Source organism: Streptomyces chumphonensis (assembly GCF_014779715.1).
Taxonomy (GTDB): domain Bacteria; phylum Actinomycetota; class Actinomycetes; order Streptomycetales; family Streptomycetaceae; genus Streptomyces; species Streptomyces chumphonensis.
On record NZ_JACXYU010000017.1, the window covers coordinates 78,838 to 99,159 of the forward strand.

General features: G+C 72.5%; 19 protein-coding genes and 1 riboswitch. Of the genes, 6 read left to right on the top strand and 13 right to left on the bottom strand.

Features of this window, described 5'->3' with window-relative positions:
* Positions 1–5: 5 nt before the first annotated feature.
* The 5 genes from IF129_RS23535 to IF129_RS23555 form a co-directional block, all read right to left on the bottom strand.
* Positions 6–1,184, bottom strand: coding sequence for a methyltransferase domain-containing protein (locus IF129_RS23535; RefSeq protein ID WP_318153908.1), 1,179 nt, complete (start codon positions 1,182–1,184; stop codon positions 6–8).
* Positions 1,181–2,149 carry an ATP-grasp ribosomal peptide maturase gene (gene tgmB / locus IF129_RS23540; protein ID WP_191211818.1) on the bottom strand — a complete coding sequence of 323 codons (969 nt, stop codon included), beginning with the start codon at positions 2,147–2,149 and terminating at the stop codon, positions 1,181–1,183. Before tgmB ends, IF129_RS23535 begins: the two co-directional genes overlap by 4 nt.
* A complete protein-coding gene (locus tag IF129_RS23545) occupies positions 2,149–2,487 on the bottom strand; it encodes a hypothetical protein (RefSeq protein ID WP_318153909.1) in 339 nt (112 codons plus the stop codon). The genes tgmB and IF129_RS23545 overlap by 1 nt, the downstream gene beginning before the upstream one ends.
* A gap of 130 nt (positions 2,488–2,617) precedes the next feature.
* The gene (locus IF129_RS23550; RefSeq protein WP_191211856.1) at positions 2,618–3,061 is read right to left on the bottom strand and encodes a hypothetical protein; all 444 of its coding nucleotides are present in this window, start codon (positions 3,059–3,061) and stop codon (positions 2,618–2,620) included.
* Positions 3,058–3,330, bottom strand: a complete 273-nt coding sequence (locus IF129_RS23555) for a DUF7848 domain-containing protein (RefSeq protein WP_191211819.1) — start codon at positions 3,328–3,330, stop codon at positions 3,058–3,060. Before IF129_RS23555 ends, IF129_RS23550 begins: the two co-directional genes overlap by 4 nt.
* Positions 3,331–3,774: 444 nt before the next feature.
* Here IF129_RS23555 and IF129_RS23560 point away from each other — a divergent pair, with 444 nt between their 5' ends.
* Together IF129_RS23560 and IF129_RS23565 are read left to right on the top strand one after the other, a co-directional pair.
* Positions 3,775–4,599: a helix-turn-helix domain-containing protein gene (locus tag IF129_RS23560; RefSeq protein ID WP_191211820.1), complete on the top strand. Its 825-nt coding sequence runs from the start codon at positions 3,775–3,777 to the stop codon at positions 4,597–4,599.
* On the top strand, positions 4,596–4,820 hold the full coding sequence (locus IF129_RS23565) for a DUF397 domain-containing protein (RefSeq protein WP_191211821.1): 225 nt from the start codon (positions 4,596–4,598) through the stop codon (positions 4,818–4,820). Before IF129_RS23560 ends, IF129_RS23565 begins: the two co-directional genes overlap by 4 nt.
* Before the next feature lie 134 nt (positions 4,821–4,954).
* Here the strand turns inward: IF129_RS23565 and IF129_RS23570 are convergent, their stop codons facing one another.
* The gene (locus IF129_RS23570; protein ID WP_191211822.1) at positions 4,955–6,001 is read right to left on the bottom strand and encodes an ABC transporter substrate-binding protein; all 1,047 of its coding nucleotides are present in this window, start codon (positions 5,999–6,001) and stop codon (positions 4,955–4,957) included.
* Positions 6,002–6,296: 295 nt separating this feature from the next.
* A riboswitch (FMN riboswitch) is annotated at positions 6,297–6,427 on the bottom strand.
* 242 nt (positions 6,428–6,669) lie between these two features.
* On the opposite strand from IF129_RS23570, the gene IF129_RS23575 reads away from it, so the two are divergent.
* On the top strand, positions 6,670–7,416 hold the full coding sequence (locus IF129_RS23575) for an ABC transporter permease (RefSeq protein WP_224755465.1): 747 nt from the start codon (positions 6,670–6,672) through the stop codon (positions 7,414–7,416).
* Positions 7,417–7,494: 78 nt separating this feature from the next.
* Here IF129_RS23575 and IF129_RS23580 read toward each other — a convergent pair whose 3' ends face one another.
* The 4 genes from IF129_RS23580 to IF129_RS23595 form a co-directional block, all read right to left on the bottom strand.
* The gene (locus IF129_RS23580; RefSeq protein ID WP_318153910.1) at positions 7,495–9,165 is read right to left on the bottom strand and encodes an LCP family protein; all 1,671 of its coding nucleotides are present in this window, start codon (positions 9,163–9,165) and stop codon (positions 7,495–7,497) included.
* A gap of 31 nt (positions 9,166–9,196) precedes the next feature.
* Positions 9,197–10,960: an LCP family protein gene (locus tag IF129_RS23585; RefSeq protein WP_191211823.1), complete on the bottom strand. Its 1,764-nt coding sequence runs from the start codon at positions 10,958–10,960 to the stop codon at positions 9,197–9,199.
* A gap of 188 nt (positions 10,961–11,148) precedes the next feature.
* Positions 11,149–12,384 (bottom strand): LCP family protein, encoded by a 1,236-nt coding sequence (locus IF129_RS23590; protein WP_381480998.1) that lies wholly within the window; start codon positions 12,382–12,384, stop codon positions 11,149–11,151.
* Between the two features lie 206 nt (positions 12,385–12,590).
* Positions 12,591–13,361 carry a TIGR03089 family protein gene (locus IF129_RS23595; RefSeq protein WP_191211825.1) on the bottom strand — a complete coding sequence of 257 codons (771 nt, stop codon included), beginning with the start codon at positions 13,359–13,361 and terminating at the stop codon, positions 12,591–12,593.
* 139 nt (positions 13,362–13,500) lie between these two features.
* Between IF129_RS23595 and IF129_RS23600 the strand changes: the two genes are divergently transcribed.
* The 3 genes from IF129_RS23600 (at position 13,501) to IF129_RS23610 (ending at position 17,354) form a co-directional block, all read left to right on the top strand.
* On the top strand, positions 13,501–15,102 hold the full coding sequence (locus tag IF129_RS23600) for a peptidoglycan recognition protein family protein (protein ID WP_191211826.1): 1,602 nt from the start codon (positions 13,501–13,503) through the stop codon (positions 15,100–15,102).
* A gap of 208 nt (positions 15,103–15,310) precedes the next feature.
* Positions 15,311–16,396, top strand: coding sequence for a mannose-1-phosphate guanylyltransferase (locus tag IF129_RS23605; protein ID WP_191211827.1), 1,086 nt, complete (start codon positions 15,311–15,313; stop codon positions 16,394–16,396).
* Between the two features lie 43 nt (positions 16,397–16,439).
* The gene (locus IF129_RS23610; RefSeq protein WP_191211828.1) at positions 16,440–17,354 is read left to right on the top strand and encodes a DNA-3-methyladenine glycosylase family protein; all 915 of its coding nucleotides are present in this window, start codon (positions 16,440–16,442) and stop codon (positions 17,352–17,354) included.
* Between the two features lie 21 nt (positions 17,355–17,375).
* On the opposite strand, the gene IF129_RS23615 is transcribed toward IF129_RS23610, so the two are convergent.
* From IF129_RS23615 to IF129_RS23625, 3 genes are read right to left on the bottom strand one after another with little or no spacing between them, the layout of a single operon-like run.
* Entirely contained in the window at positions 17,376–18,740 is a 1,365-nt protein-coding gene (locus tag IF129_RS23615) for a coenzyme F420-0:L-glutamate ligase (RefSeq protein ID WP_318153912.1), read from the bottom strand.
* A complete protein-coding gene (gene cofD / locus IF129_RS23620) occupies positions 18,737–19,693 on the bottom strand; it encodes a 2-phospho-L-lactate transferase (protein ID WP_191211829.1) in 957 nt (318 codons plus the stop codon). Before cofD ends, IF129_RS23615 begins: the two co-directional genes overlap by 4 nt.
* Before the next feature lie 13 nt (positions 19,694–19,706).
* The gene (locus IF129_RS23625; RefSeq protein WP_191211830.1) at positions 19,707–20,201 is read right to left on the bottom strand and encodes a cysteine dioxygenase; all 495 of its coding nucleotides are present in this window, start codon (positions 20,199–20,201) and stop codon (positions 19,707–19,709) included.
* Positions 20,202–20,322 lie beyond the last annotated feature (121 nt).

Below are 20,322 nucleotides of genomic sequence, written 5' to 3' on the forward strand. Positions count from 1 at the left end.
TGTGGTCACAGCGTCCAGTGGTGCACCGTGGAGCTGGGATCGATGTACGCGACGGTCTGACCTTGCGGGCCGGCGGTGATGGTGAACCATTCACGCCGGGGGCGGTTGAGGGCCAGCCACGTCGCGTGGGCTCGCTCGACAGGTGCCCAGAGGTCTCGGGGGCCTGACACCTGGACCTGTGCGCCGGGTCCGTCCGGTGTGTCGGTCACCCGGGCAAGGGATCTGTCCCGGCCGTCGAACAACGTCGTGACGTGCGTGCCGTCCTGCTCTCGGGAGAACTCTCGGACGGTGCTCGGGCCCATGTGAAGCTGGGCGAAGAAGGAGAAGGTCCAGTCGTCCAGCACGCTGCCGGAAAGAATCGACTCCCGTCTCTCCCCGCCCGTCGGCTCCGGAATGCCCGGGGGCGACTGCGCCCCGGAGAGAAGCGGCATGAAGGCCGCAGGTGTGTGCAGGATGTGACCGGCTGCGGTGCCGTCGGGCAACTTCTTGAGCCGGGCCAGCATGCCCCCCGCCAGGGTCCCCTTGAGGGGTACGACCATGATTCCGCCCGTGGCGCACTGGTCGAACCAGGCAGGTGGAACGCGGCGCACGGAACAGGTGGCGATGATTCTGTCGAAGGGAGCACGGGAGGGAAGGCCCTTCTCCCCGTCCTCGCAGACAACGTCCGGTCGCAGCCCCAGGGCGTCCAGCCGGCCCCGAGCCATGCTCGCCAGAGCAGCGGAGTGGTCCACCGTGGTGACGTTCTCCGCCCCTGCCAGGTGGCAGAGCAACGCTGCGTTGTATCCGGTACCGGTCCCCACTTCCAGGACACGCGTGCCCTCTCGCACGTCGAGGGCGTCGAGCATGTCGGCCATGAGGCCGGGTGCCGTCGAAGACGACGTGGGGGCACCCGTGACAGCGCCCGAGCCCGCGTCTTCGGCATGCAGGCCGTCCACTTCGGTGATGAGCGAGTCATCCGCGTACACCTGGGACAGCCACGCGGAGGCATCGCCGTCCGTGCTGCGCCACGCAACGAACGTGTCGGCCTCCCTGCGGTAGAAGACGGGAACGAAGGGATGGCGGGGCGTGTTGAGGAAGGCTTCCGCCAAGCGGGAGGAGAGAACGACACCCCCTTGATCCATGCTCCGCACCAGACGTACGCGTGCTTCGATGTGCTGAGCGTTGTCCTCGACGGGGTGAGTCACCACCCTTTTCCTTCCAGGTAGTCAGCGATGGCGGCCGTAATGGGCAATCCGGTTGCTTGTTCCACGAACCCGAACTGGCCGCTGGGGTTCACTTCCAGAAAATGCCAGTCGCCATCGGGTGTGACGACGAAGTCGAAAGCCCCGTAAGGCAACTCCAGCCGTTGCAGCATCCGCAGAACACCAGCCGCTACCGACGCCGGGGGATCGCATACCGCATAGCTGTGACTCTCGTAGTCACTTCTCCAGTCAACGTGACCCGCGTCGGAGTCAGCATGAATCTCAGCTGCGAAGATTCTGCCCGCAACTGCTGTCAGCCTCACTTCGTATGCTTTGGGAACCCACTCTTGAAAGAGATGGGCCGTTGTGGCGATATCACTACGACAGAGGTCCTCGGGGTCGACGATGCTGGTGTAGACGGCCGCGGAGTGATCGTTGACGACGCCCCGGACGTGTGAGAAGGGCTTGTAGATCACGGCGCCCGCCACTGCTCCCGAGAAGCGTTCTGCCGCGCTGGGCTGGTTGGTGATGAGCGTTCGCGGCACGCTCAGTCCCGATTCGGCGGCGATGCGAAGCTGAAGAGGTTTGTACTCGGCGTCTGCGGCCTTGCCGGGCGGAGGGAGCCACCGGCACGGGAGGGCAGCGAGTAGGCCTCCGAAGCCCAGGCGCGCCTCCCGCTCGGCCACCTTGCGGGCTGCTGACGACATGCCCTCTGGGAAGCGCGGGCGGGTCGGCCTGCGGTAGTAGACGGAGCGAACCGCCGCCAAGTCCAGCGTCCGGCGGCTTGTACTGAGCGTGCCGTGCCAGCCGTCCCGGCTGAGGCCGGCGGACAGCGCCAGCCTCAGCGGGAACTCTGCCATGTCGACCCGGAACAGGGGCACGGCACGCCGGTTCAGCTCCTCGATCACCAGGTCCGCCGTCGGGTCAAAACGGCCTGCCAGTACGAGGACTGTTCCGGCTCCGGTCATCAGTCGTCACTCGGTCCCGGGTCGTCGGGTGCGTCCATCTGTCCTGACGGCTGGGTCGGCCCGTAGGTCTTCGGTGGGTTCTTCGTCATGAAGACACCCGGCGGAAGTCCCTCGTACGTGCCGGTCTGCGTCTCCTCGTCGTACTCGATATCGCACGGTAGGACGCCGCCCGACTCCGTGACCGTCGTGAGGAACCGGAAGGCCAGCGGGGCAGGGCCCGTGTGATCAGTCAGATCGGGAAGCGCCGCTGCGGTCCCCCGGTCGAGCGCGAACCGGCTTTCCGGGCGATCCAGAGCCAGACCTGGTCCGGCCTGGTCTTCGAGCGTTGCTGTGTCCACTTCTTGCCCTTCTTTTCGGTGCTGGGAGTGCTTTTCTTCCCGCTCTCGCGGAGCGGGAAGCTTGACCCGTCCCTACCGGGGGCGTGGCTTGGGAGGTGCGTGGTTCATTCCCAGTGGGGGCGGGAGTCTGTCAGGGGTGCGCGTGCTGGGGGTCCGCCTCTGTTCGGTCGGTCAGGACGTCGAGTGTGATCGGTCGACAGGACAGCGAGTAGAAGACATCCGCGTCACACCACCCCCATACGCGATCCGGGCCCCCGGCGTTGACGCTGATATGCCGACCGTTCGCCAGGGCTGCCAACTGCACTTCGTGAAAGCGCAGATCGGCCAGCCACTCCCGGAAGATCCGCCCCGGATTCGGTGCGCGGGGATCGGCCGGCCGCACAGCACCCGGCGGGAACGGGCCACGGTCGGGAAGCGGGTCCAGGGCGTCGGACAGGCGGCGGGCCTGGTTCCGGAGCCACCGCAGCGCCAGACGTGGCGTGCCGGCCCGGTAGCCGCCGAGTATCCATTCCCCCTCGGCCCCCGGGCTCCGGGCCATCGTCTCGCACCAGTAGCCGTCGTGGACCGTCGTCACAGCCAACCCCCGGGAACCAGCCGGTAAGGGTGGGTCTCCACCAGGCGGTAGGTGAAGTGCTCCCGGTTCGTCTTCCGGTGCTCCCGCACCCACCCCGCCGCCGAGGGCCGTGCGGCCTCCCGCGAAGCGGGCGCGCACGGCCGAGACAGTTCCACGGCCGGGCCGGACTTCCCGCACACCACGCACTGCATCACCACCGTGGACGGCTCCGCGTCGGGCTCCACGTCCGCTTCCACGGTGAACCGGCGCACCCCGTGCACCTCTCGCATCGCCGCCCCTTCAACAGGTTGAAGTGATCCGTGACCCGCGCGTTCAGGGCTTCGCGCCGCTCGTTCAGTTCCGCCAGGGTGGGGACCCTGACGAGGCCGTCTTCGGCGGGCTCGTCACGGTCCTGCTCGGCAGCAGGTTTCTGTGCCTCGTCCTTCAACGCTCCGCCCTGCCTGCTTCAAGACGGGCCACCGGGGGAGCGGGGAGACGTCGGGACGGCGTACCAGTTACCCCGAGGGCGCCTGTTGCCTGCCGAACAGTCATGGTCGCTCCGATGGTCTGGCCCGGCGGCTGCGCCTGCCAGGCACGGTCCGTGCTGAGTTCGTCACCATGACAACGCAACGCTGCGTAGGATGTGGACACTTCAGCGTGATTGTTGAAGTCCATGGGTGCCCCGGCATGGGGTTGCGACGTCAAACCTGGAGGCCACGGCGTTGAATCAGTCGATGTCCTCGGAGAACTTCAGCGGACCTCTGAGTCCACTTGAACGCTTCGGGGCGGATGTGAGACGCGTACGTCTCGGACGCAAGCTCACGCAGAAGCAACTCGGCAAGGCCACCGGCTACTCCGAGTCGTACGTGAGTCAGGTCGAGTCGGGGAAGCTGCTGCCCAGCAAGAAGTTCGCCAGCGGGTGCGACCGAGCCTTCGGGACCAACGGCCTCTTCAGCGGCATGCTCCATCATCTTGAAGAGGGCGACCATCCGGCCCAGTTCGTGCCCTACGTCCAGTTGGAACAGAAGGCACTTCAGGTCCTGGACTTCTCGGCCACGGCGATCATGGGGCTGCTCCAGACCGAGGAGTACGCACGGGCCATCTTCCGTGCCGGTCACCCACATGAGTCCGACGAGGTGATTCACGGCAAGGTGACCGCCAGGCTTCGGCGGCGGGAAGTGTTGAACCGCACCCTCCCACCGAAGCTTTGGGTTGTCCTCCATGAGGCTTGCCTGCGCACGGAAGTGGGTGGACGCTCGGTGATGGCGGCTCAGCTTGAGCACCTTGTGCGGTCAGCGGCCATGCCGGGGACGGACATTCAGGTGATCCCGTACGCGGCGGGCGCGGCGGCTGCCCATAGCGGTCCGTTCGTTCTGCTGACCTTCGAGGACGAGCCTGCGGTGCTGTACGCGGGCGATCCGCAGGGCGGCAGGTTGTACCGCAACGGGTCAACCGTTGCGATTAACCTGCAACACTACGATCGGCTGCGGGCGCACGCGCTGCCTCCGGACGAATCGCTGGCCTTCATCGAGACTGTGTGCAGGGAGTACATGCCATGAGGACTGACCGGAATCTCAGCGCCGTCGAGTGGGTGAAGTCCTCCTACAGCACATCGGACGGCGGGAACTGCGTCGAGTGGGCGCCTGCGCACGCTGCGGCGCTGGGTGTGGTGGCCGTCCGGGACAGCAAGGAGCCCCGGCGGACGGCTCTCCGGGTCTCGCCCGCAGGCTGGGCCGGGTTCGTGGCGGCGGTCAGGGACGGTGACCTGGGCACTGCCTGAACCGTCCCTCCGACGGTGCTCGGCACGGAGGCGACGAAGAGGGGAAGCCTCTGAAGGACGGGGAGGCCTCCCCTCGCGTCGCATGACGGTGCCCGCGAGCCGTCGCGTCCCGGACGTGCCGGGGCGACCGCCCGTCAGGGCAGGAAGGAGTTGTCGAACGCCTCCTCGGCCGGTACCGGTTCGGACAGCAGGTCGTGGGAGTGCATGAAGTCAGCCATGCGTTCCCATGCGGCCGGGTCGTTGCGGCCCGGTGAGCCGTCGTGGTTCTCCATGAGCGGAACGGTGGCCTCCAGCACCGCCAGGGCGTCCTTCCGCTTCTTCGGGTCCTCCAGGCCGGGCACGAACTCGGCGCTCAGTTCGACCGCCTTCTCCGGATGGTCGATCGTGTACTGGACGCCCTTGAGCGTCGCGGCGACGAGCGCCTTGAGGTCCTGCGGGCGGTCGCTCGTGACGTCCTCCGACGCGCCGAGGCCGGCGGCCACCAGCGGCAGGGATGCGTCCTCCCCGGCCGGCGCGATGGTGCGGACGTCGACGCCGGAACGGGCGAACTGCACGGCGTCGTTGTTGAGGTAGCCGGTCACCGCGTCCACCTTGCCGCCCGCGAGTGCGGCCTGCTGGGTGAAGCCGATGTGCTGCACCTTCACGTCGGACTCGGACAGCCCGGCGCTCTTGAGCACGGCCAGCAGACCGAAGTAGGTCTCGCCGAAGGGGCCGGGCGTGCCGATGGTGCGGCCCTCCAGGTCGGCGGCCTCCTTCACCGGGGAGTCCTTCGGGACCATCACGGCCACCGGGTACTCGTGGTAAAGGGTGGCCACATCGACGACGGAGACGCCCTTCGAACGAGCCTGGAGCATTTCGTCGCCGCCCGCGTACACCACGTCCTCCTCGCCCGCGCTGAGGGCACCGAACTGGGGCTCGCTGAAGCTGTGGTGCTTCAGCTTCACCTCCAGCCCGGCGTCCTCGTAGTAGCCGAGGGACTCGGCGACGTAGAACGGGGCGAACTGGATGTTGGGCACGTAGGTGAGCCCGACCGTCAAGGGGCCCTGCCCGCCCTTGTCGCCCGAGGTCCCGTCAGGGTCTCCGCAACCGGCGAGTGCGGCCGTGCCGAGGAGCGCGAGCGTGAGAAGGAGCGTGCGGGTGCGCCTGCGCGGGCGGTGCCGGTCGGCTGACGTCGTCCTCATGCCTCGCCGTCCTCGCCGTGCCACGGAACCGAGTTGATCTGTGCCGTTGCCATGCACTCTCCTGCCGTCGGAATCGACCCGCATCGGGTGGGAGCCGATGCGGAGGTGCGAGAACGCGGCCACGTGACAGACCTGGTCCGGTCTGCCTCGGTGGACGGTGCACGACGCCGGGGGAGAGGACGGCGAAAGGGCCCGCTCCCCGCGCGTCGACACCGTTCCGGGGGAAGCGAGCAACGTTCCGCTCCGGGGCGTCGCCGAACTCGTCGGACCTCGCCGCCGGAGCGGTCCCTTGTCGCCGCGCACTGCCTACCATCCGGACTCTCACCGTCGGTCCTGGAGTTCCACCAGGTCAACCGGCTGATGGAGTCAGCCGGGTCGCGGACTGTAACCGCCGGTTCGGAATTGCACCGACCCCGGAGCGCGCGAACACTCTGAGCGCGAGTGTGGCACACGCCGACGTCGTGCCGAAGTGACCTGTGCCATAACCGACGGGAGGTCAGGAACACCGCGCCCAGGGGGTCCGCGCCCGTGTGGCAGGATCACGCCGAAGTGCCGGGCGCCACCGGACCGGACCGGGTGGAGACGCCCGCCGAGCACGGTCGGGGACGAGGGGAGCAGGGGCGTTGACGAGGGGTGGGTCGGCGGGACGGGCGTCCCGGTCACGCGGGTTGCTGAGGCTGGCCCCGCCGCTGGTGCCGGGGCTGCTGATCCTGGCCCTGTGGGTGGCCCTGGTCCGCGGTGGCGCGGTGTCCCCGTTCTTCCTTCCGCTGCCCTCGGACATCGCCCGTGAGTTCCTGGCCGGCGTCACGCGCGGCACCCTGCTGGACGCCACGGCCACCACGCTCAGGGAGAGCCTCCTCGGCGTTCTGCTGGGCGCGTCCGTGGCCGTCCCGCTGGGGTACCTGATGGCGCGGAGCCGGCTGGCGGCCCGCGCCTTCCAGCCCTACGTCGCGGCGACGCAGGCCGTACCCGCCGTGGCGCTCGCGCCGTTGCTGGCGCTGTGGATGGGGTACGGGGTGTTTCCGGTCGTCGTGCTGTGCGCGCTGATGGTGTTCTTCCCGATCATGGTGAACACCATGCTGGGCATCCACGGCGTGGACCGCGAGGTGCTGGCCGCCGCGCGCGTGGACGGGGTCGGGGCGTGGCGGATGATGCGGCACATCGAGTTCCCCCTCGCGCTGCCGAGCGTCCTCGCGGGCATCCGGACCGGGGTGACGCTCTCGGCCACCGGCGCGGTCGTCGGCGAGTTCGTCATGGGCGGCGAGGGGCTCGGGCAGCTGCTCGCGGTCCAGCGCAGCGGCGCGGACACGGTCGGCATGTTCGCGACGCTGCTGATCCTGTCCGCCCTGGCGATCACGATGTACGGCCTCACCCGGCTGGTGGAGGTGTACGTGGCCGCGCGGCTGGAGGGGTGAGCGCGGGTGCTCCTTCCGGGGCGGCTCGGCGGGCGCGGGGTCATCGGGGGTCGGCCGCCGCGGTGAGGGCCCCGCGCGTCACCAGGTGGCGCCCGGGTTGACCTGCATGCAGGCGCTCGCGTCCTCGCCGTTGAGGCCGTCCAGGTTCTCCGGCGGCTCGTCGCCCCCCGCCCCGCCGGGGTCGTCGGTTCCGTCGGTCCCCCCGTCGGCCGTCGCGGCGTCGGACGCGGACGGGTACGTCGACCCCGTCCGCCAGTCGGCCCCCACGGTCAGGGTGACGCCGGGGTCGCCCGACGACTGCCGCACGGCGTGGTCGGGCAGTCCGAGCGCCTTCGCCACGGCGAGGGCCTCGGTGCGCTGGACGTCCTGCGGGTAGCTGACGACGGTGTCCCACTGCGAGCGCGGCGTGCCCTCGGCCACGGCCCCGGTGAAGCCGGCCGTCTGGAGTGCCGCCGCGACGGTCCCGGCCCGTCCGCCCACCGGTGGCTGCCCCGCGGTGCCGGTCCCGTTCAGGACCCGGACGGTGACGGTGGCCGGGTCCACCGGGGCGGCGGTGCCCGGTTCGGTGGAGGGCTCGGCGGCGGGCTTCCCCTCGTCCTCGCCGTCCAGGGCGATGTCGCGGCGGATCATCGAGAAGACCCGTTCGGCGTCCCCCTCCTGCGGCAGGACGTAGCTGCCGCCGGGGGAGTACACCCAGGGCATCGTGGCGAGTGTGATGCGTCGGGCCGGGACCTCCTTCAGCTCCTCGGCCAGGCCGTACAGCTTGTCGACGGTGTCCAGGCCGTGGTCGACGGTGAGCGCGTCGGTGGCCTCCTCCGCCAGCCTGCGCAGCTTCCCGACGTCGGTGAGCTTGGTGCCCGCCTTCAACTGCCGGACCATCGAGGACATGTACAGGTGCTGCGCCTTCGCGCGGCCGATGTCGCTGCCGTCCTCGAAGCCGTGCCGGGTGCGCAGCCACTGGAGGGCCTGCTCGCCGCGTACGGTCGTCTCGCCCTTCTCCAGGCGCAGCCCCGAGCGACGGTCGTGGACGTTCGCGTCGACGCACACCGGGACCCCGCCCACGGCGTCCGCGATGGACACCACCCCGGCGAAGTCCACCATCATGAAGTGGTCCACGGGGATGCCGGTCAGGTTCTCCCAGGTGGCGACCGTGCAGCCGGGGCCGCCGTTCTGAAGACTGGCGTTGATCTTGTCGACGCGCTGCCGGTACACGGCGCCGTCGTCCGGGTCGGTGCACCGGGGGATCTCCACCCGGGTGTCGCGCGGTATGGACAGCACCGACATGTTGCTGCGGTCGGCGGACAGGTGCACCAGCATCTGCACGTCGGCCAGCGGCGGTCGGCCCCGGTCGGCACGGGCCCCGCCGAGCCGGACGTTCTCGTCGGAGTTCCGGCTGTCGGAGCCGAGCAGCAGGATGTTCAGCGGCGTCTGGCCCGCGGCGTTCGGCTTGCTGCTGTCGAGCTTGTTCTCGCCCAGGTGCAGCGCCTCCTTGCGGAGGTTGTCGTTCAGCCCGTCGTACCAGAGGTAGCCCGCCCCGGCCGTGACGAGGACGAGCACCGACAGCACGCCCGCCGACCAGCGCAGGACGCGCCCGACGACGCCTCTGGGCCCGGCGTCACCGGGTGGACCGCCGGAGCCGTCCCCGCCGTCGCCGGCCGGGCCGCGCTGCCGGGGCAGCGCGGACGCCCCCGCGCCGCCGGCTGCGGCCGGCCGCGTGCGCGGCGTGGCGTCGTTCTCGATCGGTGGCACCGGATCTCCCCCTCGTCGGTCCGGGCACAGCTCACTTCGCGCAGACGTCCTCGTCCGCGCCGTTGATCTTCTGCACGCCCTCCGGCGCCTTGTCGGGCGCCTCCAGCGGCGTGCCGGCCGCGACGTAGTCCGGGCCGAGGACCAGCCGCATCGGGACGCCCTCCCCGGCCGGCTCGGACTGCTTCTTCAGGGCGGACTTCGGCAGGCCCATCATCTCGGCCAGCGTGGCGGCCTGCCCGGCCTGGTCGGAGCCGTAGGTCAGCGTCGTCGCCGGCTGCTCGGCGTCCGCGTTGCCCGCGTTCGTGGACAGCGGGACGGCCTGCTGGTTCTGCAACCACGTCACGGTCTGCTGCGCGGCGCCGATCGGTCCGCCGCCGTTGAGCACGTCCACCCGGACCTGCGCGGCGGGGACCTTCTCGACCGGCTCCCCCTTGGGCTTGTCGTCGTCCTTCTTCTTCGTCTCGGTCAGCGACTTGTCTTCCTTGATCATCCGGAAGAGCGGACGGGCCTTGGCCTCGTCGAGCACGACGGTCGCCTTGACCTTCTCGGCCGGGTTGTCGATCACCGGCACGGTGGTGAAGGTGATGTTCTCGGGGTTGACCCGGGACAGGTCGCGGGCCAGGTCGGCGAGCTTCTTCACCGAGCCGATGCCCTCGTCCACGGTGAGCGCGTTGGTGGCGGCGTCGGCGAGGTCGAGGACCTTGCCCGGGTCGGTCAGGGTGTCGCGCGACTTCATCTGCCGGAACATCGAGCCGAGGAACTGCTGCTGGAGCTCGATGCGGCTGAGGTCGCTGCCGAAGCCGACGCTGTTGCGGGTGCGGACGAAGGCCAGGGCCTGCTCGCCCGCCACCCGGTGGGTGCCCGCGCTCAGCTTGAGGTGCGACTTGGGGTCGTCGATGTCCTTGGCGACGCACACCTCGACGCCGCCGACCGCGGTGGACAGCTCCTTGACGGCGTTGAAGTCGGCCATCATGAAGTGGTTGATCTCCACGCCGGTCAGTTGCTGGACGGTCCGCCACGTGCAGCCCGGGTCGCGGCCGTGCTGGCCGAGGCTCTCGTTGAACCGGACGTTCGTCTCGCCCGGGATCGTCTTCTCGGTGCCGTCCGGCTGCTTGGTCGGGCAGTCCGGGATGTCGGTGAGCATGTCGCGGGGGATGCTCAGGGCCGTCGCGTTCGAGCGGTCCTCGGAGACGTGCAGCAGGAGTGTGGTGTCCGCGTGCCCGACGCTGTCCTCGTCGCCGTAGGAACCGTTGCCCTCACCGGCGCGGGAGTCGGTTCCCAGGATCAGGATGTTCACCGGGCCGTCGGTGGTGGCCGGGTTGTCGATGCCGACGTCCACCTTGTCGATGTTGTTGTTCCAGTCCTGGTAGATCAGGTAGGCCGTGGTGCAGCCGGAGAGCACCAGCAGCGCCGCGAGGCCGCCGCCCCAGCGCACCACCCGCTTCCTGGCGGACTTCTTGGGCCGGGGCTTGCGGCGGCTGCGCGGCCCGGCCTCGGCCGGCCCTCCGGGGGCGCGGCGCGAGCGCTGGCCCGGCACCCGCCGGTCGTCCTCGCCGGGGCCCGCGGGCCCGCCCGGCCTCGCCGCCGGGCTGCGCGTGGAGCGGTCGGAGGCCGGGGCGGACGCTGCTCCGGACCCCTCGGCGGAGCGGGGGGACGGCGGGGTCGCCGCCCGGCCCGCGTGGGGAGCGGCGTCGCCCGACGTCAGGCGCAGCTCGTAACTGTTCGTCCGGGGGTTGAACACCCACTGGTCCGCGGGGTCGATGTCCTCCGCGTGCCCACGGCCTTGCGCGTCCACGTCGCGTGAGTCCTCCGTTGCCCGGGTCGCGCTTCTCCCCTCGGAGCGCTCCGGTGTCGGGCGGTCAGTTGAGCGCTCACACTATCCGCCCAGTTCAGCGGCCAGCTATGCCGGTGGCGAAATGTGCGGGGGGTGAATCCGGCACCCCGGGGCAAAGACGGTCAAGGGGATCAGTGGGTTCCGTGGCGTCAGCCACAGCTGTCCTCCTCGGCGGTGGAGCCCTCGTACGTGGGGGACGGGGACGGCTCGCCGCGCACGTCCTCGCCCGTGCCGTCCTGGATCGGTTCGTCCGGTCGGGCCTCGGCCGGCTTCGGGTCGTTGGACACGTCGACCGGGCGGTCCTCGCGCAGCATGGCGAAGAGGCGGTCGGCGTCGGGCTGGACGAGTTCGTCGCGGTTGGGGTTCTGGCTGTAGGGCTGACGCGGGACGGTGAGGAAGGCGACCCCCTCCTCCGGCAGGTCCCGCACGCTGCGGACGAGGTCGTACAGCTCGGTCAGCGAGTTCAGGCCCTCGTCGGCGGTGATCGAGGAGGTGGCCGAGTCCAGCACGGGGACCAGCTTCGCCGGGTTCATCAGGACGCCGTTGCTGCGCACCTCCTGGAACAGCGAGGCCAGGAACTCCTGCTGCCGGGTCATGCGCTGGGTGTCGCTGCCGTTGCCCAGCGCGTACCGGGCGCGCACGTAGCCGAGGGCGTCCTCCCCCTTGAGGGTCTGCCGCCCGGCCGGGAGGTCCAGCTTCGCGTCCCGGTCGACGACGGGCTCGGCCAGGCAGACCTCCACGCCGCCGACCGCGTTCACGATCTCCTTGAAGCCCTTGAAGTCGATGACCATGTGGTGGTCGACGCGGATGTCCGTCAGCTCCTCGACGGTGCGGATCGTGCAGGAGGCGCCGCCGAACTGGTAGGCCCAGTTGAACTGGGCGAACTGCTCCTCCTCGACCTCGCCCTGCCGGCTGACGCAGCCGGGGATCGTCACCATGAGGTCGCGCGGCAGGGAGACGGCCGTCGCGCTCTCCCGGTCGGCGGCCAGGTGGAGCAGGATCGCGGTGTCCGAGCGGGCCGTGCCGCTGTCCTCCCCGTACTTCCCGTTGCCGCCGCTGCGGCTGTCGGAGCCGATGATGAGGATGTTCTTCGCCTCGTGCGACTCCGGCTCCGGCCGCTCCTCCTCGTAGCGCTCCAGGATCTCGGCCGTGCCGGTGTCGGTGGTGATGTTGTTGTCGAACCGGAGGTAGAGCGAGGCGCCGACGCCGGTGGCGGCCAGGACGAGGATCGCGGCGCCGACGGCGGCCCAGCGCAGCCAGCGCCGGTCGGACCGCGCGCCGGAAGGCTCGGACGTCCCCTCCGCCCGCTCCCCGGCGGGGTCCGCTCCCCCCTTGGGGTCCGGCCCCGGGGTGCCTTCGGCATCGGCGTTGGTCACGGCGTCCATCCCTCGCTTGTGGCGGCTTGCCCGTCCCGCACGTGTGTACGGAACCGGCTGCCCAAGCAGACACCCGGCAACCCCGCGAGGTTGTACGCGTGGCCCCGGCCGTACGGGACGGTGCGTGGCGTCTGCCGCCTGGTCCGGGCGGTCGCGGACAGTTCCTCCACCCATCGTGAAGCCCGGGCCGTGGCTTCGCGACCCGGGCTCGGCGGCTATGCCTCCGTGTGGGTGACCCGTTCGCTGACCTCGCGGGCGGCCAGGCCCGACGCGTCCAGCCGGTCGAGGTGCCGGCACAGGACGACGGAGGCCCCGGCGGCCAGCGGGGCGAGCAGGCCGTGGGAGAGGCCGCGCCAGTCGTCGTAGCCCAGACCCGACAGCACGCGGGCCCCGGGCGCGAGCCCGAGGGCGCCGGCGTCCCTGCGGGCCCGCTCGACGACCTGTGCGCCCGTCAGCTCCTCCGCGTCCGCCCCGTTCCGCCCGCCGAGCGCGAGGGCGACGTCGTCGGGGCCGGGGGGCAGGTAGGGGGAGAAGTGGTCGCCCTGGCCGGGCACCTCGACGGCGTAGTCGGCGAAGCCCTCGGGCGGCTGCGGGAAGCGGGCGCCGAGCGGGCGCAGGCCCATCGCGATCCGGGGGCCGGTGCAGGCGCGCGCCGGCTCCAGGGCGTCCGGCCCGGCGACGACCACGTCCGCCGCCGCCGGGTCGCCCTGCGGGGCGGCGACGGCGCCGACCGAGGAGCAGGCCAGCACCCACACGGCCGTCTGCCAGTGGGCGGGCAGCAGGAGGGCGACCCGGTCGCCGGGCTCCACGGACAGCTCGTCCTGGAGGAGATTGGCCGTTTTGGCCACCCAATTGGCGAAGGTGGCCACGGAGAGTTCGACGCGCTCACCGGTCGCGTCGTCGTAGAAGGTCACCAGGGGGCGGGCCGCGTCCCCGGCGAGCGCGGATCTCAGCAGGTCGGCGGGGGTTCGGTCGGTGGCGTTCATGCGCGCCAGGGTACGGCCCGCCCGTTCTGGCGTGTCGTCAGCGGGTCAGCCGTGCGGGGGATGTTGACGGCATATCAGGGCAAACAGTCATCAAATGTCGAATAGACAGACGTAACAGGTTATGAACAGCATCATGACCATGCGTGCACATGTGACTTCCTCGATCGGAGTGGTCTGCTCGGCCGCACTCCTCGTCCCGCTCGCCCCGTCCCACGTCGCGGCGGCGACCGCGCCGCCGCCCGCGCCCGCCGATGCCGCTGTGTCCGCACCCCCGGCGGACGGACCGGCGCCGCACGAGTCCGCCGCCCGGCCGGCCGGGAACCGCTCCCTGCCGCTGGACCGCGTTCCTCCGACCTCCTCGGAGCGGGCGCCCGGCGCCCTCGCCGAGCTCACCCCCCGCGAGGTCGAGCCCTTCTCCCTGCTCGGCGTCGCCTGGGAGGACGCCGGGCAGGAACTGCACGGCCGGGTCCGGGTGCGGACCCGCGACGCCCGGACCGGCACGTGGTCCGACTGGCGGGAGCTGGCCGCCCACACCGACGAGGCCCCCGACCCGGCGACCGCCGAGGCGCGCGCCGAGACGGTGCGCGGCAGCACCGCGCCGCTGTGGGTCGGCGCCTCGGACGGCGTCGCGGTCCGGGTGCTGCCGGAGCCCGGTACGCGGACGCCCGTGCTGCCGGACGGCCTGCGGCTGGAGATGGTCGACCCCGGCTCCGAGCCGCAGGACGCCGACGGTCGGCCCGGCGGCTACCTGCCCCCGGAGCCGGACGCCCCGGCCGGCGCCCCGGCCGACGTGCCCGGCGCCGCCGCCGGGCCGGACACCGGCAGCGGCCCGGGCCCCGCGGCCGTGCGGGCCCTCGGCGGATCCGCCGCGCACGGCACGCCCGCCGCGTACCGCACGTCCGCCGAGTACCGCACGGACACGGGTGCCACGGGCGTCCGACCGTCCGCCCTGGCCGCCCCGCCGGAGCTGTCCGCCGCCGCCGCGGCGGCCAGCGCCGTCAACTCCCAGCTGGCCGACCTCGGGGCCGAGCTGATCCCCCCGCGCACCCGGAAGCAGGCCGTCGCCGACGTCGTCGCCGCCCACGACGGGGTCTTCCCGGTCACCGCCGAAGGCATCGCCGAGGGTCAGCAGGACCCCTACGTCGGGCCGCGCCCCGGCATCGTCACCCGGAACGGCTGGGGTGCCGACGAGAGCCTGCGCGAGGGCGGCTTCCTCTACACGGACACCGTGAAGGCCGCGTTCGTCCACCACACCGGCGGCAGCAACGGCTACGCGTGCTCGGAGGCGGAGTCGGTGATCCGGGGCATCTACCGGTACCACACGGTCAGCCTGGGCTGGCGCGACGTCGGCTACAACTTCTTCGTCGACAAGTGCGGGCAGATCTACGAGGGCCGCGCGGGCGGCGTCACCAAGCCCGTGATGGGCGCGCACACCTACGGCTTCAACAGCAACACCATGGGCATCGCCGTCCTCGGCTCGTACGGGGGGACGGACCCGTCCAAGGCGGCCACGGACGGCATCGCGAAGCTGACGGCCTGGAAGCTCGGCCTCTACGGCGTCGACCCCAACAGCAGCACGACGCTCGTCTCCGGGGGCGGCAAGTACCGCAAGGGCGCCCGCGTCACGATGCGGACGATCTCGGGCCACCGGGACGGCTTCGCCACCGAGTGCCCCGGCGCCCGCCTGTACGCCGAGCTCGGCTCGATCCGCGCCCTCGCCGCCAAGCTCCAGGGGCGCTAGCGGACCGCGTGGAGGGGCCTCCCGGTGGCGGCCGGGAGGCCCTTTCGTCATTCCGGTGCGCGTGGCGCGAAGCTCTCCCGGGCATTCCCGTCCGGGCACCCCATCCGGGCAACCACAGCGGGCCCGAGGTTGTCACTACCTAGACTGGCCGACCGTCGAACCGGGCAGTAACCTTCGGCAAACACCTCGGCAGGAAGCAGGACAAAACGTGACAGAAGCGATCCTCCTCGTCGGAGGCAAGGGCACCCGGTTGCGTCCGCTCACGGTCAACACGCCGAAGCCGATGGTGCCGGCGGCCGGAGTACCGTTCCTCACCCACCAGCTGGCCCGGGCCAGGGCGGCGGGCATCGACCACATCGTGCTGGCCACCTCCTACCTGGCCGAGGTCTTCGAGCCGCACTTCGGGGACGGCTCCGCGCTCGGCCTGCACCTGGAGTACGTCACCGAGGAGGAACCGCTCGGCACCGGCGGCGCGATACGCAACGTCGCCGCGAAGCTGCGCTCCGCCCCCGGCGACCCGGTCCTCGTCTTCAACGGGGACATCCTCACCGGCCTCGACATCGCCGGCCTCGTCCGGACCCACCGCACCCGCGGCGCCGACGTCACCCTGCACCTCACCCGCGTCCCGGACCCGCGCGCGTTCGGCCTGGTGCCCACCGACGACACCGGCCGCGTCACCGCCTTCCTGGAGAAGCCGCAGACGCCCGAGGAGATCGTCACCGACCAGATCAACGCCGGGGCCTACGTGTTCACCCGCTCGGTCATCGACACCATCCCCGGCGACCGGCCCGTCTCCGTCGAACGCGAGACGTTCCCCGGGCTGCTCGCCGAGGGCGCCCACCTCCAGGGCCTGGTCGACTCCACGTACTGGCTCGACCTCGGCACCCCGCAGGCGTTCGTGCGCGGGTCGGCGGACCTGGTGCTGGGCCGGGCCCCCTCGCCCGCCGTGCCGGGGCGGCGCGGCGAGTGGCTCGTCATGGACGGCGCCCGGGTGGCGCCCGACGCCAAACTGGCCGGCGGGACGGCGGTCGGCCCGGGGGCCGAGGTGCACGCCGGCGCGCTGGTGGAGGGCAGCACCGTCCTGCGGGACGCGGTCGTCGAGCCCGGCGCCGTCGTACGGGACTCCCTGGTCGGCGCCGGTGCCCGGATCGGCGCCCGCACCGTGCTGGACGGCGCGGTGATCGGCGACGGCGCGGTCATCGGCGCCGACAACGAGCTGCGCGAGGGCATCCGCGTCTGGTGCGGCGCCCGCGTCGCCGACGGATCGGTGCGCTTCTCCGCCGACTGCTCCTGAAGGCCCCGCGCCGGTCGGGTCGCCCGCCGACTAGCCTGGTCCCGTGTCCCTCACCCGCCGCTGGCCGCTGCCCGGCCCGTACGACCTGCACCGCAGCCTCGGCGTGCTGCGGCGCGGCCCGTACGACCCGACGTGCCGCGCCACGCCCGGCGCGGTGTGGCGGGCCAGCCGCACCCCGCAGGGCCCGGTGACGCTCCACCTCGCGCAGAGCCGCACGGACGTGACCGCCACCGCCTGGGGGCCGGGCGCGGACTGGGCGCTCGACCGGCTGCCCGCGCTCCTGGGGGCGGAGGACCGCCCGGAGGCGTTCGTCGCCCACCACCGCCTCACCCGGGAGGCGCACCGCCGCCTGCCCGGGCTGCGCCTGGTCCGCACCGGCCTGGTGCTGGAATCCCTGATTCCGGCCGTGCTGGAGCAGAAGGTGACCTCGGACGAGGCGTACCGCGCCTGGCGGCTGCTCGTCCGCCGGTTCGGGGAGCCGGCGCCGGGCCCGGCCGAGGGGCGCCCCGAGGGGCTGCACGTCATGCCGGACGCGCGCGGCTGGGCGCTCGTCCCGTCGTGGGAGTGGCACCGGGCGGGCGTCGACGGCAAGCGCTCGGCCACCGTCGTCCGTGCCGCCCGCGTCGCCCCGCGCCTGGAGGAGGCCGCCGCGATGGCGCTGCCGGACGCGCTGGCCCGGCTCCAGCGGGTGCCCGGTATCGGCCCGTGGACGGCGGCGGAGACGGTCCAGCGTTCCGGCGGCGAGCCGGACGCCGTCACCGTCGGCGACCTGCACCTGCCGCGCCAGGTCGGCTACGCGCTCACCGGGCGCCGGGACGCGGACGACGCCCGGATGCTCGCCCTCCTGGAGCCCTACGCGGGCCAGCGGCACCGGGCGGCGCGGCTGATCCTCGCCGCCGGGCCCCGCATGCCCCGCCGCGCGCCCCGGATGTACGTGCGCGACATCGCCCGGCTCTGACGCCGCCCGCGCGCGGGACGTTCAGCGCACGACGGTGAAGTCCGCGCCGGACCGCGGCGCACGCGGCGGGGGCGGCGCGGCGGGCCGTCCGACGGCGACGGCGCCCATCGGCTCCCACGCGGGCGGCAGGTCCAGCACCGCCCGCACGACGTCCCGGCAGAACATCGTGGACGACACCCAGGCCGAGCCCAGCCCCTCTCCCGCCAGCGCCACCAGCAGGTTCTGCACCCCCGCGCCCGCCGCGACGACGAACATCTCCCGCTCGGCGGCCGCCCGCCGGGCGTCGGGGTAGCGGTGCGCGCCCTCGGCCACCAGGCAGGGCACGACCAGGTACGGCGCGTGGCGCAGCACGTCCCCGCGCCGCACGCGGCGCGCCACGGCCTCCTCGCCGCGCCCGTCGGCCCGCAGGTCGGCGATCCAGGCGTCCCGCATCGCGTCCAGCAGCCGCAGCCGGCTCTCCGCGCTCTCCAGCAGCACGAAACGCCAGGGGGTCGTGTGGTGCGGCGCAGGGGCGGTGACGGCGAGGTCCACCGCGCGTCGCACGGCCGCGCCGTCCACGGGGGCCCCGTCGAACGCCCGGACCGTGCGCCGCTGCGCCACGGCCTCCCGCACCGCCTCGGAGGTGCCGAGCCGGAACATGTCGTTCTCCGGCGGACGCACGAGCGCGGCGGCGCCCGCGTCCGCGTCCTCCCCCTCGCCCATGACCGGGCCGCGCACGTGCTGCGGCAGGCCCCGGACGACGGCGACCGGCAGTCCGTCCGCCTTGCCCTTCACCAGCTCGCCGGCGCCCGCGAGTTCGTCGGCGACGGCGGTGACGGTGACGCCGAGGGGGTTGCCGTGGGTGTCGGTGCCGCCGCGCAGGTCGGCCAGGACCCGCACGCCCGCCGCGCCGACGGCGACGTCCGTCTGACCCTCCCGCCAGGGCCGGCCGAAGGTGTCCGTGACGACCACGCCGACGTCGACGCCGAGCAGGTCCCGCACCCCGTCGCGGATGCGCCGCGCCGAGGCGTCCGGATCCTTCGGCAGCAGCAGCACGGTGCCGGGCGGGGTGTTGGAGGCGTCCACCCCGGCGGCGGCCATGACGAAGCCGAGCCGGCTCTCCACGATGCGGGCCGGCCCGCGCCGGGCCACCACACGGACGGTCTCCGCGTCGACGGCCGCCTCGCGGTCGTCGGCCTCGACGATCCGTCCCTCCGCCTTGCTGACGATCTTGGAGGTGACGACGAGGACGTCCCCGTGGGCCAGACCGGGCAGGCCGTCCCCGGTCGCCGCGTCGGCGATGAGCCCGACCAGGTCGTCCCCGGGCCGCACCTCGGGCATGCCGGGCAGGGCCCAGACGCGGAACTCCGGTACCGGCGGCCCGGAGACGGCGGCGGGCCCCGTCACGCCCGGACCTCCTCGGCCAGCTCCAGCGCCGCCCGGGCCATGGCGGCCGTGGCGGCGGTGTCCGACATCAGCAGCGGAACGGCCCGGCAGCGGATGCCCACGCGCTCCACCTCCGGAACGGCCTCGGCGTCCGAGGCGTCCACCAGCCAGCCGTCGAGCAGCCCGGAGCCGTAGTGCGCGGCCACGGCGGCGGCGGTGGACTCCACGCCGATCGCCGCGAGCACCTTGTCGGCCATCCCGCGCACCGGCGCGCCGCCGATGAGGGGGGACAGCCCGACGACGGGTACCCCGGCGTCCGCGATGGCCTCCCGCACCCCGGGGACGGCGAGGATCGTGCCGATGCTGACCACCGGGTTCGACGGCGGGAACAGCACGACGTCGGCCGCGGCCACGGCCTCCAGGACGCCCGGCGCGGGCGCGGCCTGCTCGGCGCCGACGGGCACCACCGCGTGCGCGGTGGGCTCGGCCCGCAGGCCGACCCAGTACTCCTGGAAGTGGACCGCCTTGCGGCCCTCCCCGGTGTCGACGACGACGTGCGTCTCCACCCGGTCGTCCGTCATCGGCAGCAGCCGCACCCCGGGTTCCCACCGTTTGCACAGGGCCTCGGTGACGGCGCTCAGCGGGTAGCCCGCGCCCAGCATCTGGGTGCGCACGATGTGGGTGGCGACGTCCCGGTCGCCCAGACCGAACCACTCCGGCCCGACGCCGTAGGCGGCCAGCTCCTCCTTGACCGCGAACGTCTCACCGGCCCGGCCCCAGCCCTGCTCCTCGTGGATGCCGCCGCCCAGGGTGTACATGACGGTGTCCAGGTCCGGGCAGACCTTCAGCCCGAAGAGGTGGATGTCGTCCCCGGTGTTGCCGATGACGGTGATGTCCGCGTCGGGCGCGGCCTGTTTGAGGCCGCGCAGGAACCGGGCGCCGCCGATGCCTCCGGCCAGAACCACAATGCGCATGCGGCACAGTGTGTCAGCCGACGGGCAGGTCCCGGGCGGTGGGCGAGCAGCGCGGCGCGTGCATCGGCATCGCGGTCAGCCCGGGGAAGTACACGTGCAGGCTGACGGCCGGCTCCAGCGCGTCGTTGACGACCTCGTGCACGCCGCCGGGGGCCAGGACGCGCTGCGTCCCGGCGGTCAGTGTCCGCGTCAGTGTCCCGGTGTGCTCGGTGAGTTCGCCCTCCAGCACGGTCAGCACGCCGCTGGACGGTCCGTGGTCGTGGCGGCCGCTGCCCTGCCCGGGCACCCAGCTGAGCAGCCACACCTCGTAGCCGGGACCGGTGCGCAGCCGGTGGTACCAGCGGGTGGTGGCGTCGTAGCGGACGAGGCGCGTCCAACCCGCGCGGTCGGCGGCGATGCGGCGCGCCAGTCCGGCGAAGGCCGCGACGGTGTCCGGGTGTTCGGGGGCGGGCGGCGGGAGGTGCGGTACGGCGAGGAGGTCACCGGCGATTTCGACGTCGCTGTTCACGTTCTGGCGTTCCTGTGGGTGCGGTGCTGCGGGGCGGGGAGGGGGCGCGGACACGCGGGCGCGTCGGCGAGCGGACTCGACGCGAGCCGGGAGCCCGGCGGACCGGGCCGACCGGCGGAGA

Excerpts from the sequence above, each read along its gene's own strand:
- IF129_RS23600 (WP_191211826.1), top strand. The coding sequence starts at position 13,501 with ATGCGTGCACATGTGACTTCCTCGATCGGAGTGGTCTGCTCGGCCGCA.
- IF129_RS23570 (WP_191211822.1), bottom strand. The coding sequence starts at position 6,001 with ATGAGGACGACGTCAGCCGACCGGCACCGCCCGCGCAGGCGCACCCGC.
- IF129_RS23555 (WP_191211819.1), bottom strand. The coding sequence starts at position 3,330 with ATGCGAGAGGTGCACGGGGTGCGCCGGTTCACCGTGGAAGCGGACGTG.
- IF129_RS23565 (WP_191211821.1), top strand. The coding sequence starts at position 4,596 with ATGAGGACTGACCGGAATCTCAGCGCCGTCGAGTGGGTGAAGTCCTCC.
- IF129_RS23590 (WP_381480998.1), bottom strand. The coding sequence starts at position 12,384 with ATGGACGCCGTGACCAACGCCGATGCCGAAGGCACCCCGGGGCCGGAC.
- tgmB (WP_191211818.1), bottom strand. The coding sequence starts at position 2,149 with ATGACCGGAGCCGGAACAGTCCTCGTACTGGCAGGCCGTTTTGACCCG.
- cofD (WP_191211829.1), bottom strand. The coding sequence starts at position 19,693 with ATGCGCATTGTGGTTCTGGCCGGAGGCATCGGCGGCGCCCGGTTCCTG.
- IF129_RS23595 (WP_191211825.1), bottom strand. The coding sequence starts at position 13,361 with ATGAACGCCACCGACCGAACCCCCGCCGACCTGCTGAGATCCGCGCTC.
- IF129_RS23560 (WP_191211820.1), top strand. The coding sequence starts at position 3,775 with ATGTCCTCGGAGAACTTCAGCGGACCTCTGAGTCCACTTGAACGCTTC.